The organism is Blautia sp. MSK18_10 (genome assembly GCF_020553185.1).
GTDB classification, from domain to species: Bacteria; Bacillota; Clostridia; order Lachnospirales; family Lachnospiraceae; genus Blautia_A; species Blautia_A wexlerae.
This window is the reverse complement of the sequence record NZ_JAJCGT010000006.1, coordinates 1-16,940: the sequence shown is the minus strand read 5'-3', so window position 1 is coordinate 16,940 and position 16,940 is coordinate 1. Positions and strand designations below refer to the sequence as shown.

Sequence of the window (16,940 nt, the reverse complement as noted above, 5' to 3'; positions counted from 1 at the left end):
TGTTAAGGTTAAAGGGGATTTTGATCTTGATATTATTGAAATTATGTGAGAAATGTGGCTTTACTAATGGTTGGATATGTAGTACAATCGTAACTTATTATGCGTTTATTTTAGGAGGATTATTATACAATGTGGATTGCAGATGGATGGAAAGATTATGAGGTTATTGATACTTCCTGTGGGGAGAAGCTGGAGCGTTGGGGGGATTATCTTCTGGTGAGGCCGGATCCGCAGGTTATATGGGATACGCCGAAGGTGAATAAGGGCTGGAAGCATATGAACGGGCATTATCACAGAAGTAAGAAGGGCGGCGGTGAATGGGAGTTTTTTGATCTGCCCGAGCAGTGGGATATTCATTATAAGGGACTTACCTTTAATTTGAAACCTTTTAGTTTTAAGCATACCGGGCTTTTTCCGGAGCAGGCGGTGAATTGGGACTGGTTTGGCAATAAGATCCGCAATGCGGGACGTCCGGTGAAGGTGTTGAATCTTTTTGCATATACAGGTGGTGCGACTCTGGCGGCAGCGGCTGCGGGAGCTTCTGTTACTCATGTGGATGCTTCTAAGGGTATGGTTACCTGGGCAAAGGAGAATGCGGTTGCTTCCGGTCTGGGAGATGCTCCGATCCGCTGGCTGGTGGATGACTGTGTGAAGTTTGTTGAGCGTGAGATCCGCAGAGGGAATCATTATGATGCGATCATTATGGATCCGCCTTCTTATGGACGTGGACCGAAGGGGGAAATCTGGAAGATAGAGGACTGTATTCATGATCTGATTAAGCTGTGTACCAAAATCCTCAGTGATGAGCCTCTGTTTTTCCTGATCAATTCCTATACAACAGGTCTGGCACCTGCAGTTCTTACTTATATGCTTTCTACTGAGCTTAAGAAGTTTGGCGGACATGTGGACTCTCAGGAAATCGGGCTTCCGGTAAGCTCTAACGGGCTGGTTCTGCCTTGTGGCGCTTCAGGAAGATGGGAAGCGTAAATTAGTTTCCTTTTGTTTGTTATTGACGGAAATCTGCTTTTTAGCTGAATCAGGTAAAGCTCTTGCTGAGGTTGCGAAAATGATTTTTCAAACACGCGCTAAGTAGTAGAGGGGAGGAAACGTGATTATGAAGGAACTTAATTTAAAACATGAAGCCAAGCGTTACGGCTGTGCGGTTCTGGCTGCAACGATCATGGCGTTGAATATTAAGACATTTGTTCGTGCAGGCGGTCTTTTTCCGGGAGGATTTACAGGACTTACTCTGCTGATCCAGAACATTTTTCAGACATTTATGGGGATTGCAGTTCCATATACGCTGATCAATGTACTACTGAACTCTATTCCTGTATTTATTGGTCTGAAGTTTATTGGAAAGAAATTTACCATAAGTTCTGTCTGTGTGATCGTGCTTTCCGGTCTGCTTACGGATATAATTCCCAGTCAGCCGATTACTTATGACACATTGTTGATCAGTATCTTTGGTGGTCTGATCAATGGCTTCTGCATCAGTCTATGTCTGATCGGTAATACCAGTACAGGTGGAACGGACTTTATTGCGATTTATTTTTCCGAGAAAAATGGCAGGGATATCTGGAATTATATCCTGTGTGGAAATGCAGTGATCCTGACAGTGGCAGGTTTGCTCTTTGGATGGGACAGAGCGCTTTACTCTATTATCTTCCAGTTTACTTCTACTCAGGTGATTCAGATGCTACATCAGAGATATAAGAAGCATACGCTGTTCATTATCACGAAGGAGCCGTATCAGATTTATGAGGAGATTTTCAAACTTACCAATCATACGGCGACACGTTTTGAAGGTACCGGATGTTACACAGACGAGAAGACCAGTATGATCTATTCTGTAGTCTCTACAGAAGAAGCAAAATATCTGGTAAAGAAGGTACATGAGATCGATCCGAAGGCTTTTGTAAATATTATCAAAACCGATTACATAAACGGAAGATTTTACCAGAAAACAGATTATTAATTACTTGTATTCCCTTTCTGTGAGCGTATAATACAGGATATAAGGAATCTGTTCGTTCATGGAGTTTGTACTTAAAATTGGATGAACAGTAACCGGCACACAAGGAGGGTGATATATATGGGTAATGCAGCAGAAAGCACACTTCCTCACAGCAATACTTCAGGCTATGACCGCAAAGCCTGCAGGACATGCGCCTGTTCCACCTGTTATGAGCAGGAGTTCTGCGACAGATGCAGTTCCTGTCAGGACCAGTCGCGGAAATTAGACAGGTGCAATGCTTATGAGGGAGCATATAACTATTAACCTCAATATTAATGAAAGACCTGATGTCAGATCATCAGATATGGCAGACAGGACAAAGCCGCTGTGGGATATGATATGCAGCGGCTTTTGTCATGCTGTCAGAAAATGACTTAAATATGTGATACTTTTTCATGGCGTTTTACAGACACTTTTCCACGAAAATCTACTGAATCAGGAAGTCTTAAAATGAGTGGCTGAAATACTTGATTTTAAGCGGAAAATAAGGTGTTTCCAAACATATAATTTCCTTGACAATACCCTTGTGGGGGGGGGTACTATAAAAACAGTTACATACATTATTGTAACACAATAATTATAGTGTCAAAATTCTATAGGAGGAAAGGAATATGGCAAAGAAGAAGTTAAGTAAAGTTCTGGCGTGGACTTTAGCTGCTGCTATGGCGGTTAGTCCGGTAAACCTGACATGGGCTTCAGAATCAGCAGATCTGTTCTCTGATAACAGTGGGAACACAGAATCTGTCGAAATGTCTGAGGATGAGACTGATTCACTGCAGCAGAATGAACAGGACACCCAGTCGATAGTATCTGCGGGTGAAGAAAATGAGGACTCTTTTACGTCGGAAGATTCAGAGGAGGTCTTTTCGGCAGGAGAACAGACAAATGGTGTAGAGGAAAATTCACCCAAAGGACAGAAGATAATGGATGAAGTGGGAACTTACACTGTAGAGGCCGGAACAAATCTTATTTTTGCACCAACAGAAGAAGCTACTTATCGTATATCAACTGAAAAAGAAAATGATACTTTTGTTATGATGCTTGGAGACAGATACGGAGTTCAGGCAAATGGATATTATACGATAAAAACAGGTAATGGGAAAGCTTATCCTATAAGGGATGTGGCTGTTGGTACTAAGCTTATTGTAAGTAAAGTACCGGCAATAGAAAGTATTTCTATTGATAATACTGAAAAATTACCTTCTGTTCTTCCTGCAGAACCCGTTTTAGACTTTGAAATTCCTTTTGAAATACCGGTTACTGCTACTTTAAAAGATGGAAAAAAAATAGAAGAAAAATACTCTCGTTATATTGATGGATATGGATCGATTGAGGTTGTCTACAAGGATTCTAATGGGGAGTTTATGTGGAATGAGGAATCTGGAAACTTGAATCTTTCTCGTCCAACAAAACCTGGTGAGTGTACATATTATTTTTTCTGCAGAGCAGATAATGAAGTTGTAAGTGGACCTTATACTGTTCAATTAAAATCATTTGCCGATCTTTTTGGAGCTAATGAAACTATTGAAGATGATGGTATTTTCAAGGTAAGTTTTGATAAAGCGGCATATATAAATAACTATCGTTCTGGCAAATGCCGTTATAATTATGGTTTTATGATTACACCATCAACGAATGCTGTATATTTGGCAGATTATGGAAATATTTCCGGTCAACTATATGTTAATACTAAGGATGCAGATGGAAATTGGGACAAAAAGTCATTCAAAAATGCGGAAGGTTTTAACATGGAGGCTGGAAAGACTTATTATATGATTCTTGAAACAGAAGAAGCATTAGAGGATGAGTCGTCTAAATTAGTTATATCTCCAATCGAAAATACTGTAAAAAGTGTTGAATGGTTTACTGAGTTTACTAAACCTACGCAAAATAACATTCAGGATATTGAAATTAAGGACTTTGGGGTAAAAGTCAAGGTTACATATGAAAATAACAAAGATGAAGTGATTTCCTGGAATGAGAAAAGTGATGAACTTGGAGTATTGAAAAAAGATATAAAGGTTGGTGAGAAAGGTACTCCTTACTTTCATTACTATTTTTCAAAAAATCCATCCGCAAGTTTGGATTTCCCGATTTCAATAGGCCCTTTAAGTGAAGTAAAAGGAACAATTCCTAAAGTAACGCTTGATGATGAGGCAAAAGAAATTGCCCGAAATTTCAATAACTGTAATACGTTTCAGTTTAATGCTTCTCAGAGTGGGGAATATGTATTTGAAATTGCTGGAAAGTTAGTTGGTGACAAAGCTAATATAGAGCCAACTATGTTGGTAGAAAGTAATACAGGCGAGATTAAACGCCGATCATATGATTTCTATTATAAGGGTAATGGAGGACTTTCATTAAATGAGGGCGATACTGTATATATTTTTGCAGGACCATATGATGGTGATATCAATGTGAAAGTATCTCAGGAATATCATGAGACCGTATATCCGGCTCCGAAGGGAAGTATTTCTGTAAGAAGCGATGAGTGGAAAGATAATTCTTCTGTGAAAAATATTACATTTACTTCTGAACGTGCATATGAAGACAGTACAACAGTTACTGTTAATGCTGAATCGGGGTCAGATAAATACAATATAAAGAAAGTATCGTATTTTCTTACACCAAGTGAAGAGAAGCTGTCCGATGATGACTTGGATGCTCTTGAGGATAGCAAATGGACAGAGTTAACAGGCAATACATTTAACCTGAATCCAGGCAATAGATACGTAGTTTATGTAAAAATCGTAGATGAAGCTGGAAGTGTTGCATATGTTTCTTCTGATGGAATTATTGTAGATAATGCTGCACCGAGAATTACAGGTATTACTAATGAGAAGAAATATTGCAGTGGCGTTAGTTTTGAAGTTACAGATGACGTTCTGCTGAAATCTGTAACTGTAGATGAAAATATTGTTAAGCCGGATAAAAATGGAAGCTATATCATTGACAAAAATGAAACAGAATCAAGCCATACCATTATTGCTGAGGACATGGCTGGAAATAAAACTGTCTATAAAATCACAACGGGTACAAAAGATGGACATGATACTGATTTTGAAAAGAATCCTCAGTTTGTATGGGAAATAGTGCCGGGTGAAATTATTGGGACAATGGAAACCTATGGTGATATCCCTAAATATAATGCAAGAGCTGTTTTTTATTGTAGCCGTTGTGAAGATTATACGGTAGAGAAAACATGTAGTGTGTTTTATACTACTGCGATGGGAACAAATGGTAGTTTAAGTCTTGTTTATACAGCGTCGGTTGAGGTAGAAGGAAAAGAATTTACAGAGACAAAGACAATTTGGCTAAATAAACCAGATAAAAAAAATAACCGTGTTTTGGTAGAGACAAACATTGAATCAAATGCACCTAAAACAATAATTGCAGGGGTAGATAATAATCTTGTTGAAAATATTTTGAATGAAGAAGAGGCAGACATTTATAATAATGCAAACAGCAGCACTGATGTTTTAATATCTCCGAAAGTAAATGCTATTTCTGAAGAAAAGGTTACTTCGAAAGAAAAAATAGATGCGGAATTGAATAAAATCATAAGTAATATGTCCGAGACTCCGAAGTTGTCAAAGATAGAGTATTATGATGTATCTCTGCTCATGAGTATTAATTCTGCTGCACCAAGAGAAATTAAGGATACAAAAAGAGATATCACAGTTGGACTGGAACTCTCAAAAGAAGCACGGAATGTTCCAACAGGATTTGACAGAAAATTTTATGTAATTCGTGATCATGGCGGAAATATAACACGTTTAGATGCAACACGCAATGGTGATTATTTAAATTTTGATACCAGTTTATTCTCCACTTATGCAGTAGCATACATAGATGTAAAAGCCAGCACTTCATCCCCAAGCTATCCAGGTACACCGAGCTATCCAGTAACAGATGTAACCTTATCACAGGACAAAGCAGATCTGACAAAAGTGGGTGAAACTTTACAGCTTACAGCGACAGTGAAGCCATCTTATGCAGACAATAAAACAATCACATGGAAATCCAGTGATGAAAAAGTTGCAACAGTAGATAAAGATGGCAAAGTAACAGCAGTTGCCAACGGAACAGCAACCATCACAGCAACATCAGCAGATGGAAAGCACAGTGCAACAGCAGCTATCACAGTAAAGATTGCACCTGAGAAGCTGACGCTTACAGCAGAAAATAAAACACTTACAAAAGTTGGTGAGACTCTGCAGATTACAGCAAAGATAGAGCCGGATAACGCATACGATAAGTTAATCTGGAAATCCAGTGATGAAAGAGTTGCCACTGTAGATGTTGATGGAAAAGTGACAGCTGCAGGTAATGGAAAAGCAATTATTACAGCAACAACAGAAGATGGCAAACTCAGTGAATCAGTAACAATTACTGTGAAGATTCCAGAGAAGCCTGCTGTAAATGCAATAACAGGATATGGAAATCTGAAAGCACGTTCTGTAACTCAGACTAATAATTCCATAAAGGTAGAATGGAGCAGACTCAGTGGTGCAGATGGATATATTGTTTATGGCAGTCAGTGTAATGGTAATGGAAAAGCTTATAAATATAAAAAACTTGCTACAATTACAAATGGTAAGACCAGGACATGGACACATACTAAGCTGAAAAAAGCAACTTACTATAAATATATTGTAAAAGCGTATAAACTGGTGGATGGAAAGAAAGTAATCACAGATACTTCCGTATCAGTACATGCAGTAACTAAAGGGGGAAATTACGGCGTAGCAAAAGCAGTTTCCGTTACAAAGATTGGAAATAAGAAGAATGTTACAGAAGTAATTTTGAAGAAGGGCAAGACTGCTCAGATCACAGCAGCGGAATTAAAGAAAGACAAGAAAATCAAGCATCACAGAAAGCTTTGCTATGAGAGCAGTAACCCTAATGTAGCAACAGTAACAGCAAAGGGTATGATTAAGGCAATTGGAAAAGGAAGCTGTACTGTATGGGTATATGCTCAGAATGGTGTATACAAAGCAATCACAGTAACAGTGAAATAAATTTTAATATTGCGCATCAGTTTTATGGCTGATGCGCAATATTTTTTCTCAGCCTGAGAGTATAACTGATATTATATAGTTATCTTGAACTTACAAATTGCCTGTTATTAGTGGTATAATGGGTTTATTATATAGCCAGGAGAAGAAAAAATATGATCGTATATCACTATTGCAGTTTAGAATCATTGAATTCTATTTTGAAAAATCGTTCCCTCCGTCTGACAAATATTCTGAAATCCAATGATTCCATGGAGATCAGCTGGATCTGCAGGTATTATGACGCAGAATTTAAAAGAGCTTATGAAAATGCTTCAGATTTATTCAGATCAAAGATTTCATCAGAGAGATTGATGGGATATGTGAAACTGTTTACAGATGAATTTTTCAATGAAAATCATGCAGACTTCAGATATTATGTAACCTGTTTTTCGTATCAGAATGATCTGCTTAGTCAGTGGCGGGGATATGCGGATGACGGGCGCGGAGCTGCCATCGGATTTGACCTGGATGTATTAAAAGAAGTTGTAACGGTTTCTCCGGAGATTTCAAAGCCGTCAATTGTGTCATTACATAAGATCAGTTATTCTGAAACAGAGCAGAGAGAAGTTGTACATCAGATAGTGCATGAATTGGTTGATGAAATCGAGAAGATATTACAGAAAGAAGAACAATGTCGGGAAAGCATTGAGGAAAAGCAGGATTATGAAATAGAAGTACTGGATAAAGTCATGAACTGTTTTGAGAAAAAGTTTTTGAAATTATTTCAGGAATCTGTTTACATGAAAAATCCGTTTTTCAGAGAGGAAAGCGAAATCCGATTGTGCGAGTTTTCGCCGAAACAGTTTCTGATGGGAAGAGAAGTTGAACTTTCTCTCGGTGCACGTTTATATAACTATTCCTATTATGTAAAAGAAAGTCAGCTGATATCTTATGTGGATTTTGATTTTTCAGATTGCCTTGACCAGCTGATAAAGGAACTCGTTATAGGGCCAAAGTGTCTGATGTCAGAGAGAGACATGGAATATTATCTGACAACGCTCGGTCTGTCGAATTGTCGGGTAAAGAAATCGCAGGGGACATATCGGTAATATATTTATAGCAATTCCCTTATATGGGCATATCAGACATCATGGAAAGGCAGATGAAAGACATGAAAAGAAAATTACCATTCAGAAAAGTGGCGGTATTTCTGATACTGGCATTATTTCTGACAGCAGGCATCAGTATGCGTGCAGTTACCGTAAATGCAGCTACATATGTAAAACAGGACAGAACCTCCGTCAGCATCACATCGAAGAAAACAGGATGGCAGAAAATAAACGGAGATTACTATTTTTATAATTCAAAGGGGCGTCTGATCTGCGGTTCTTTTAAATATAAAGGTTATTATTACTACAGTATTGCCAACGGCAAACGTTTCACCGGGTGGATGAAACGTTCCGGCAACAAATACTATTATAATCGTAAAAATGGTGCCATGTTCCGTAATCGCTGGGCTACAGGAGATAAATATACCTACTACTTTAATAAATCCGGCGTGGCAATTGCCAGGCAGTGGCTTACTCAGGATGGAAAAAAATACTATTTCCTCAGCAATTCCACCATGGCAAAGGGCTGGCAGAAGATAGGAAAATATTATTACTATTTCAGCAAGAAAACAGGAGTGATGGCAAAAAATACCTGGATAGGTAAATATTATGTAAACAGCAAAGGGCAGCGTGTAAAATCTTCAGATACTAAACCGACAAATACTAAACCAACAGTTACTCAAAGCGGCAATACTTACGAATACAAAAGCAGCACTCTTAATATTAAACTTAAACGCAAATCAGTCCATGGAATTTCCTACTGGGTAGCGCATATAAAGACATCCAATGCCAAACAGCTGAAATCCGCCCTCTCCAACGGAACTTATGGCGGATCCCGACAGACAACTTCTGATGCAGTATCCTCAAATGGAGGCATTATCGGAGTAAACGGCAGTGCTTTCGACTATGGTACAGGAAAACCATCCCCCCTTGGCATGTGCATCAAAAACGGGATTATCTATGGTGATTACATGACCAGTTATTCAGTCATGGCAGTAAAGAAAGATGGAACTATTTATACTCCGGCACAGGGACTTATGGGAAAAAATCTTCTTGCAGCCGGTGTAAAAGATACATATAATTTTGGTCCGGTTCTTATTAAAGATGGCGAAGCCCAGCTTCCATGGGCTGAAACAGAAAAATATTATCCACGCACAGCGGTAGGAATGGTAAAGCCCAACGATTATGTACTCCTTGTAACAGATACCGGCAGCTATAATGGTCTTAATCACTGGGATATGGTGAATATTTTCAAATCCTACGGCTGTACTTATGCTTACAACCTGGATGGAGGCGGTTCTGCAACCCTGTACTTTAATGGAAAAGTAATGAATAAACTTATCGGCAATACTCAGCGTCCATGCGCAGACTTCCTTTATTTCACCCGATAATCCTTTTCCAGATAAGAATCCCGTCTGCTTGCACATGCTGCCAAAGCCCAGCACACAAGAATCAGCAGCCCAATCCCCATAGCCAGCACAGCAAGCAGGATTACGATAATTGCGTGGATAAACATAGACATGGATGACCTCCTTTCACAGTCATTCGGTTATGAACTGAGCAGCGAAGCAGATGATTTTATCCGCCTGACTTGTCTCATTCACTGACTTGGATAAAAATGGATGTTGTATAAGGAGTAATAAAAAGATATCAGGATGACCTGACAAGAACAATTAAGACAGTTAAAAGATCTGTTAACTGATTTAAATATACGCTGTCACACTCAAAAAAGCAAGCCGAAACTTTCGAGGGATTTCGACTTGCTTTTTGGCTAATTATTTACGAGGCTTGTTATAAGTATCAGAGAAAGATGTTACGGCAATCCAGAATGAATTTGGGTTACGTTACTGAGAACAGAGGGAACAGTAACGATTGTTTTGGTAAAATATTAACAATTCCATAAAAACACTTGACAACCCTACTTTACCATACTAAAATGTAAAAAGCAAAAAAACTGTTGCCGTAGGAAAAACAAATGATTGCCCTATACGGAAAAAGGGACATCCTTCCATGGCAGAACAAGGAGGAATATTATGAAAAAATACAGCGACATGAGCAAAGAAGAACTGCTTACACTCAAAGCACAGCTGGATAAAGAATACGCAGATATCAAAGCAAAGGGCTTAGCTCTCGATATGTCACGTGGAAAACCGTCAGCAGATCAGCTCGATCTCTCAATGGGATTAATGAACGTATTAAGCAGCGATTCAGACCTCAAGTGCGAAACAGGAGTAGACTGCCGTAACTACGGTGTTATCGACGGAATCCCGGAAGCTAAACGCCTCCTTGGAGAAATGTCCGAGGTAGATCCGGACCACATCATCATCTACGGAAACTCAAGCTTAAACGTTATGTTTGACAGCATTGCACGTTCTATGACACAGGGTGTAATGGGAAATACCCCATGGTGCAAACTTGATAAGGTAAAATTCCTCTGTCCTGTACCGGGATATGACCGCCATTTCAAGATCACAGAATTCTTCGGAATCGAAATGATCAACGTGCCAATGACACCACAGGGACCGGACATGGATATGGTAGAGAAGCTTGTCAGTGAAGACGCATCCATCAAAGGAATCTGGTGTGTGCCGAAATACTCCAACCCACAGGGATATACTTATTCAGCAGAAACAGTAGAGCGCTTTGCGCATCTGAAACCAGCAGCACCTGATTTCCGTATCTACTGGGATAACGCATACAGCATTCATCATCTCTATGATGACAATCAGGACTTCCTTGTAGAAATCCTTGAAGCATGTGCAAAAGCAGGAAATCCTGATCTTGTATATAAATTTACATCAACATCAAAAGTCAGCTTCCCGGGTTCCGGTATTGCAGCAGTTGCAGCTTCCAAAGCAAACCTGGAAGATTTCCGCAGCTACATGCAGATCCAGACAATCGGACATGACAAATTAAACCAGTTACGTCATGTAAAATTCTTCAAAAATATCGACGGTCTTCATGAACACATGAGAAAACATGCGGCAATTCTCCGTCCGAAATTTGAAATGGTCCTTAACACACTGGACAGAGAACTTGGCGGTCTTGGAATCGGCGAGTGGACAAAACCACATGGTGGATACTTCATTTCCTTTGATTCAATGGAAGGATGTGCAAAAGCTATTGTTGCCAAGGCAAAAGAAGCAGGTGTTGTACTTACAGGAGCAGGCGCAACTTATCCATATGGAAAAGATCCGAAAGACTCCAATATCCGTATTGCGCCAAGCTTCCCGACTCCTGAGGATCTTGGAAAAGCAGCAGAAGTGTTCGTACTCTGTGTTAAACTTACAAGTGTAGAGAAACTACTGGCTACTGTTCGCTGATAATATCCCGCGAGGTGTTTTTTGTGAGCGAAGATCACAGAAAACCCGAGACATACCGCGCGAATTTATGCAATTAGCATAAATTCTGTGCATCGCGAAGCGTGTTACTGTGAACGGAGTGAACAGTAACACTACTGGAAAACGCATAAAAGAGAATAATCGTATTTACTTTCTGGATAAATAATGTGATAATAAAACTGCCCGGCATAATTTCTTGCCGGGCGGTTGCTGTTTATAAAAAAGAAAGGAGAGGATGTCGTGAGCAGCAGAAAGAAAATCATGATCACCCTGATCATAATCTTGCTCCTGCTGACTGCCGGAGTATATGGATATGGTGTATACTATTTCACAGAGCATTTCTTACCGGGATCAATGGTAAACGGATTCAACTGTTCCTATATGACAGTATCCCAGTCAGAAGAATTGCTTACGCAGAAGGTGGGAGCATATGTTCTTACTATTGACACCAGAAATAACGGACAGGAAAGTATCACAGCAAAACAGGCGGGACTTTCCTATGACTCAGATGGAAGTGTTGATAAACTGATCAGAAATCAGAATCGTTTTACATGGTTTCTTGCTTTTAATCAGCACAGGAATTATGAGGTGTCCTCCTCCATTAAATATGATGAGCAGAAGACAGAGGCTGTCATTTCCGAACTGAAATGTATGCAACAGGAGAATATGACAGAGCCTTCGGATGCTCATATAGAAGAGAAAGACGATAAGTTTGTAATTGTTCCTGAGCAGGAGGGAACTGCACTGAAACCAGAAAAAACAAGTCAGGATATTATAGATGCTCTTGTCACAGGACGAACGCCGGTTGATCTGGAAGCAGATGGATGCTACAAAGAACCGAAAGTTTATCAGAGTGATGAAACTTTGACGAAGAATTGTGACCTGATAAACAAACTTACGGATGTAGTGATAACCTATGATTTTGACGATTGCACAGAGACAGTAGACAGAGATATGATCAAAAACTGGCTCACAACAGATGAAAACGGTCTTTATACACTTGACAAAAAACAGATAGAAGCATATATCAGTGAACTGGCGGCTAAATATGATACGGTTGGAACAGAGAGAACATTTAATACATATGATGGTCGTGAGATTACTGTCAGCGGAGGGAATTATGGCTGGCAGATCGATCAGAAAGCGGAGCTGAAAGAACTTACAGAACTGATAAAAAACGGAGAAACCCAGGTCAGAGAACCTGTTTATTCCCATGAAGGTCTGGTCAGGAAAACAAATGATATCGGATATACGTATATAGAGATTGACCTGACGGCCCAGAGAATGGTATTCTATAAAGATGGAACGCCGACTGCGGATGCGCAGATCGTATCCGGAAATCCATTCGTGCCCAACTGTGCAACTCCTGTGGGATGTTATACAACAGGTGAAATGAAGAACGGATGTACAGTGAACGGAGAGGACTATCCTTCTGCTGTAAATTACTGGATCCCATTCGATGGAAATCTGGGGATCAGTGATGCTCCATGGAGAATGGATTTCGGAGGACAGCTTTATGAATTTGAAGGCACACATGGAAGCATCTGTGCACCATCCGATCAGGTGCAGATCATTTTCAGCAATGTTGAGAAGAACACACCGATTGTTATTTATGAATAAAGGAGAAAAATGATGAAGATTGTAGTATTAGCGGGGGGAACAAGTACAGAACGTACTGTCTCCATTACATCAGGAACAGGAATATGTAAGGCATTACGACAGAAAGGACATCAGGCGATTCTTGTGGATATTTTTTGCGGCATTGAGAATGTGGACCGGGAGAATCCGTTTCCGTCAGAGTATGATGTGGACGCAGCATCAGAATATATGTCAGCATTTAACGACAGGATTGAACAGATGAAAAAAGAGAGAAGAAGCTTCTTCGGACCAAACGTGCTGAAACTCTGCGAGGCGGCTGACATTGTTTTCCTGGGACTTCATGGTGCGAACGGAGAAGATGGAAAAGTACAGGCAACATTTGACCTGATGGGAATCAAATATACAGGAACCGGATATTTAAGCAGTGCCCTGGCAATGGATAAGGGAATCACCAAGCAGATGTTCTTGATGAATAATGTACCAACACCGCGGGGAGTGTCTATGGTAAAAGAAGAAATGACCACAGATCTGAAAGCACTTGGAATGGAATTTCCTGTAGTTGTAAAAACCTGCTGTGGCGGTTCCAGTGTAGGTGTTTATATTGTGAATGATCAGGCCGAATATGAGCAGGCTCTCAAAGACGCTTATTCTTATGAAAATGAAGTCGTGGTCGAAGAATATATAAAAGGACGTGAATTTTCAGTAGCGGTTGTGGACGGAAAAGCTTATCCGATCATCGAAATTGCTCCGCTTCAGGGATTCTATGATTATAAGAATAAATATCAGGCCGGCTCTACGATTGAGACCTGTCCTGCCGAAATTTCACCGGAACTCACAGAGAAAATGCAGCATTATGCGGAAGCAGGAGCCAAAGCTCTGTTTATGGAAGGATACTGCCGTCTTGATTTCATGATGAAGGAGAATGGAGATATGTATTGTCTGGAAGCAAATACTCTTCCCGGAATGACACCAACCAGTCTGATTCCGCAGGAGGCAAAAGTTCTGGGAATCGACTATCCGACTTTATGTGAGAAACTGATTGAAGTTTCCATGAAAAAATATCCGACGCAGGATTTCACACTATAGAGCGTGTCTGCAGTAATTTATAGAAGTGTTATAGATGCATTATTAAGAGAATTGCTATAACAGGAAAGAAGATATAAAAAATATTATGAAAAACTTAACTCTTGAAAATATCGCTCGCGTATGCGGCGGTACTTATTATGGTCCGGCTGATAAATTACAGGAAGAAGTAATGTCTGTTATCACAGACAGCAGAAAAGCAGAAGAAGGATGTCTGTTTATACCTATTGTGGGGGAACGTGTAGATGCCCATAAATTTATCCCACAGGTAATGGAAGCAGGGGCGCTGGCAACCTTGTCGGAACGGGTGCTTGATAACTCTGATTTTCCTTATATCGCAGTAGAATCTTCTCTTCAGGCAGTGAAAGATATTGCAGAGTTTTATTTAAAGCAGCTTCAGATCCCGGTTGTGGGAATTACAGGAAGTGTTGGTAAGACAAGTACAAAAGAAGTGATCGCATCTGTTCTGGACCAGAAATACCATACTCTGAAAACACAGGGCAACTTTAACAATGAACTTGGTCTGCCTCTCACAGTTTTCCGTCTGCGTGATGGAGATGAAATTGCAGTTCTGGAAATGGGGATCAGTGATTTCGGTGAGATGACCAGACTTGCGCAGATTGCAAGACCGGACACCTGCGTGATCACGAATATCGGTACCTGCCATCTGGAGAATCTGGGAGACAGAAATGGTGTTCTGAAAGCAAAGACAGAGATTTTTAAATTCCTCAGACCGGAGGGACATATTGTATTGAATGGCGATGATGACAAGCTTATCACAGTAAAAGAATATGAAAAGATAAAACCTGTATTTTTCGGAATGAGTAATGAATGTCAGGTTTACGGTGATAAGATTGTAAGCAGAGGTTTAAAGGGAATGACCTGTACCATTCATCTGGGGGATACTGCATTTACAGTTGATATCCCGATGCCGGGGCGCCATATGGTATATAATGCGCTGGCAGCAGCAGCAGTTGGAAATATTTATGGACTTACAACTGAGCAGATCAAAGCCGGAATCGAGAGCCTGGAGCCGATCAGCGGTCGTTTCAGAATGATCGAAACAGATAAATTTCTGATCGTAGATGACTGCTATAATGCAAATCCCATGTCCATGAAAGCCTCTCTGGATGTTCTGCAGGATGGTGCAGGACGCAGAATAGCAGTCCTTGGCGATATGGGTGAACTTGGAGAGAATGAAGTTCAGCTTCATGAGGAGGTAGGAGAGCATGCCGGAAAATGTGATATTGATGTTCTTATCTGTACAGGTAAACTGTGCAGAAATATGGCAGAGAGAGCACAGCGGACAAATCCGGACCTGAAAGTAATCTATGAGCCGGACAGAGAAAGTCTGCTGGAGCATCTGGAAGGTTATGTACAGGATGGTGACACTATTCTTGTGAAAGCTTCCCATTTTATGAAGTTTGAAGAGGTAGTTACGAAACTGGAAAATATGTAAACACTTCGAGACATTTTTGTCTTTTTATGAGAGAATTTGATGAGCGATTTTAGTTCCATGATACCGGAAACAGCAGTATAATAATCCTGTCAGTTTATGAGCAGGCAGCGAAGCAGATAGTCTTATCTGTTCAAGTGAGGAGGATGTTATGCTGGAGAAAGTTATGGAACTGCATTTCCTGCTGTATGCCATGATGTTAATGGGCGGACTGGGAGCACTGGGGATGCTGACCACACATCTTACCTACCGAAGAATGATCAGAAAAAATACAGAGGTTAAATCAAACCTCAAAGAGAAATGGACAAATCTTTGGAAAACAAGAGACAGGCTGTTGAACCGTATGAACCGGTTTGTCTGGTATCCGTCACTTTTCTGTATCGCTTTTCTTGGACTGGCTTTTTTCCTGTATTCCAAAGATGTACGATGGGACGGAATGCCGCTGGCATATCTTTATGTGGCTGCGATCATTCCGACAGCATTGCTTTTGCTGAGACAGGCGCTGGATTTTACATACAGAGAAGAACTTCTGATGAATTCTTTTTCTGATTATGTGGAACATGCCCGCACATGGGTAGAAGAAGTGCCGGTGCCGGAGAAGGCTGACGAAGCTGCAAAAGAGGAAATCGTTGAACATATTGCGGACAGTATCCGCCAGACTGCAGCAGCAGGAAGCCATTTCAGCGGAATGCTTACACCCGAGGAAGATGAGATTATGAGAGAAATCATAAGAGAATTTATGAAATAAAGACATGAAAATTCACTGCAAATGAGATACACAGGATCAGAAACAATATGGCAATGTAAAGTTTCTGATCCTGTACACATTTTAAGACAGAATAATTTATTATTCGTCATCCTCTTCAATTACCTGAATCTCCAGATAATCAAAATCAATCTGCTCTATAAAATTATCCTGATAAAATCTGGCTTTTCCATGTTTCTTAAAATGTCTGACTGTAGATTCCAGCCAGATTGGGTTTCCCAGATCCATTTCATAACAGATACTTTCCAGACCACGAAAAATCTTGTGGGTCCGCGTATCTTCGGAGTCATCGCAGATTACAGTATCTTTCAGTAAATGATTATCTTTCCATAATTTTCCCCATAAACGGAACATATCGGTAATACCTCCCTGTCAGAACTGCCACAGGCGGCAGAAATCTCATTTTCTAAGTGATTCCCAGTATAGCGGATTTTGGTAGGAAAGTAAAGAAAGTAAAAAAATGCTACTGCTTGTAGTAACTAAAATGTTACTGTTCACTCCGTTCTCAGTAACATAGCCAAAATTCATTCCAGATTGCCTGCGGCAATGGAATTTTGGCTTGTATGTCT

13 protein-coding genes are annotated in these 16,940 nt (G+C 40.2%); 11 read left to right on the top strand and 2 right to left on the bottom strand.

Annotated elements, in window-relative coordinates:
- Positions 1 to 129 precede the first annotated feature (129 nt).
- The 6 genes from LI074_RS04450 (at position 130) to LI074_RS04425 (ending at position 9,517) form a co-directional block, all read left to right on the top strand.
- Positions 130 to 987, top strand: coding sequence for a class I SAM-dependent methyltransferase (locus LI074_RS04450; protein WP_008705027.1), 858 nt, complete (start codon positions 130 to 132; stop codon positions 985 to 987).
- Positions 988 to 1,114: 127 nt separating this feature from the next.
- Positions 1,115 to 1,978, top strand: coding sequence for a YitT family protein (locus tag LI074_RS04445; RefSeq protein WP_020993175.1), 864 nt, complete (start codon positions 1,115 to 1,117; stop codon positions 1,976 to 1,978).
- Between the two features lie 117 nt (positions 1,979 to 2,095).
- On the top strand, positions 2,096 to 2,281 hold the full coding sequence (locus tag LI074_RS04440) for a hypothetical protein (RefSeq protein WP_173698119.1): 186 nt from the start codon (positions 2,096 to 2,098) through the stop codon (positions 2,279 to 2,281).
- A gap of 347 nt (positions 2,282 to 2,628) precedes the next feature.
- A complete protein-coding gene (locus LI074_RS04435) occupies positions 2,629 to 7,038 on the top strand; it encodes an Ig-like domain-containing protein (protein WP_173698118.1) in 4,410 nt (1,469 codons plus the stop codon).
- 152 nt (positions 7,039 to 7,190) lie between these two features.
- Positions 7,191 to 8,126: a DUF2971 domain-containing protein gene (locus tag LI074_RS04430; RefSeq protein WP_062808332.1), complete on the top strand. Its 936-nt coding sequence runs from the start codon at positions 7,191 to 7,193 to the stop codon at positions 8,124 to 8,126.
- Positions 8,127 to 8,188: 62 nt separating this feature from the next.
- Positions 8,189 to 9,517 (top strand): phosphodiester glycosidase family protein, encoded by a 1,329-nt coding sequence (locus LI074_RS04425; RefSeq protein WP_167343394.1) that lies wholly within the window; start codon positions 8,189 to 8,191, stop codon positions 9,515 to 9,517.
- On the opposite strand, the gene LI074_RS04420 is transcribed toward LI074_RS04425, so the two are convergent.
- Entirely contained in the window at positions 9,502 to 9,648 is a 147-nt protein-coding gene (locus LI074_RS04420; RefSeq protein ID WP_008705017.1) for a hypothetical protein, read from the bottom strand. The genes LI074_RS04425 and LI074_RS04420 overlap by 16 nt on opposite strands.
- Positions 9,649 to 10,159: 511 nt before the next feature.
- On the opposite strand from LI074_RS04420, the gene LI074_RS04415 reads away from it, so the two are divergent.
- From LI074_RS04415 to LI074_RS04395, 5 genes are all read left to right on the top strand, one after another.
- Positions 10,160 to 11,449: a hypothetical protein gene (locus LI074_RS04415; protein ID WP_022380885.1), complete on the top strand. Its 1,290-nt coding sequence runs from the start codon at positions 10,160 to 10,162 to the stop codon at positions 11,447 to 11,449.
- A 258-nt stretch (positions 11,450 to 11,707) separates the two neighbouring features.
- Positions 11,708 to 13,087 carry a L,D-transpeptidase family protein gene (locus LI074_RS04410; protein WP_173698117.1) on the top strand — a complete coding sequence of 460 codons (1,380 nt, stop codon included), beginning with the start codon at positions 11,708 to 11,710 and terminating at the stop codon, positions 13,085 to 13,087.
- A gap of 12 nt (positions 13,088 to 13,099) precedes the next feature.
- A complete protein-coding gene (locus LI074_RS04405) occupies positions 13,100 to 14,152 on the top strand; it encodes a D-alanine--D-alanine ligase family protein (RefSeq protein ID WP_008705012.1) in 1,053 nt (350 codons plus the stop codon).
- 85 nt (positions 14,153 to 14,237) lie between these two features.
- Positions 14,238 to 15,608 carry a UDP-N-acetylmuramoyl-tripeptide--D-alanyl-D-alanine ligase gene (locus tag LI074_RS04400; protein ID WP_173698116.1) on the top strand — a complete coding sequence of 457 codons (1,371 nt, stop codon included), beginning with the start codon at positions 14,238 to 14,240 and terminating at the stop codon, positions 15,606 to 15,608.
- Positions 15,609 to 15,756: 148 nt separating this feature from the next.
- On the top strand, positions 15,757 to 16,353 hold the full coding sequence (locus tag LI074_RS04395; protein ID WP_226824608.1) for a hypothetical protein: 597 nt from the start codon (positions 15,757 to 15,759) through the stop codon (positions 16,351 to 16,353).
- A gap of 99 nt (positions 16,354 to 16,452) precedes the next feature.
- Here LI074_RS04395 and LI074_RS04390 read toward each other — a convergent pair whose 3' ends face one another.
- Positions 16,453 to 16,725: a hypothetical protein gene (locus LI074_RS04390; protein ID WP_008705009.1), complete on the bottom strand. Its 273-nt coding sequence runs from the start codon at positions 16,723 to 16,725 to the stop codon at positions 16,453 to 16,455.
- Positions 16,726 to 16,940 lie beyond the last annotated feature (215 nt).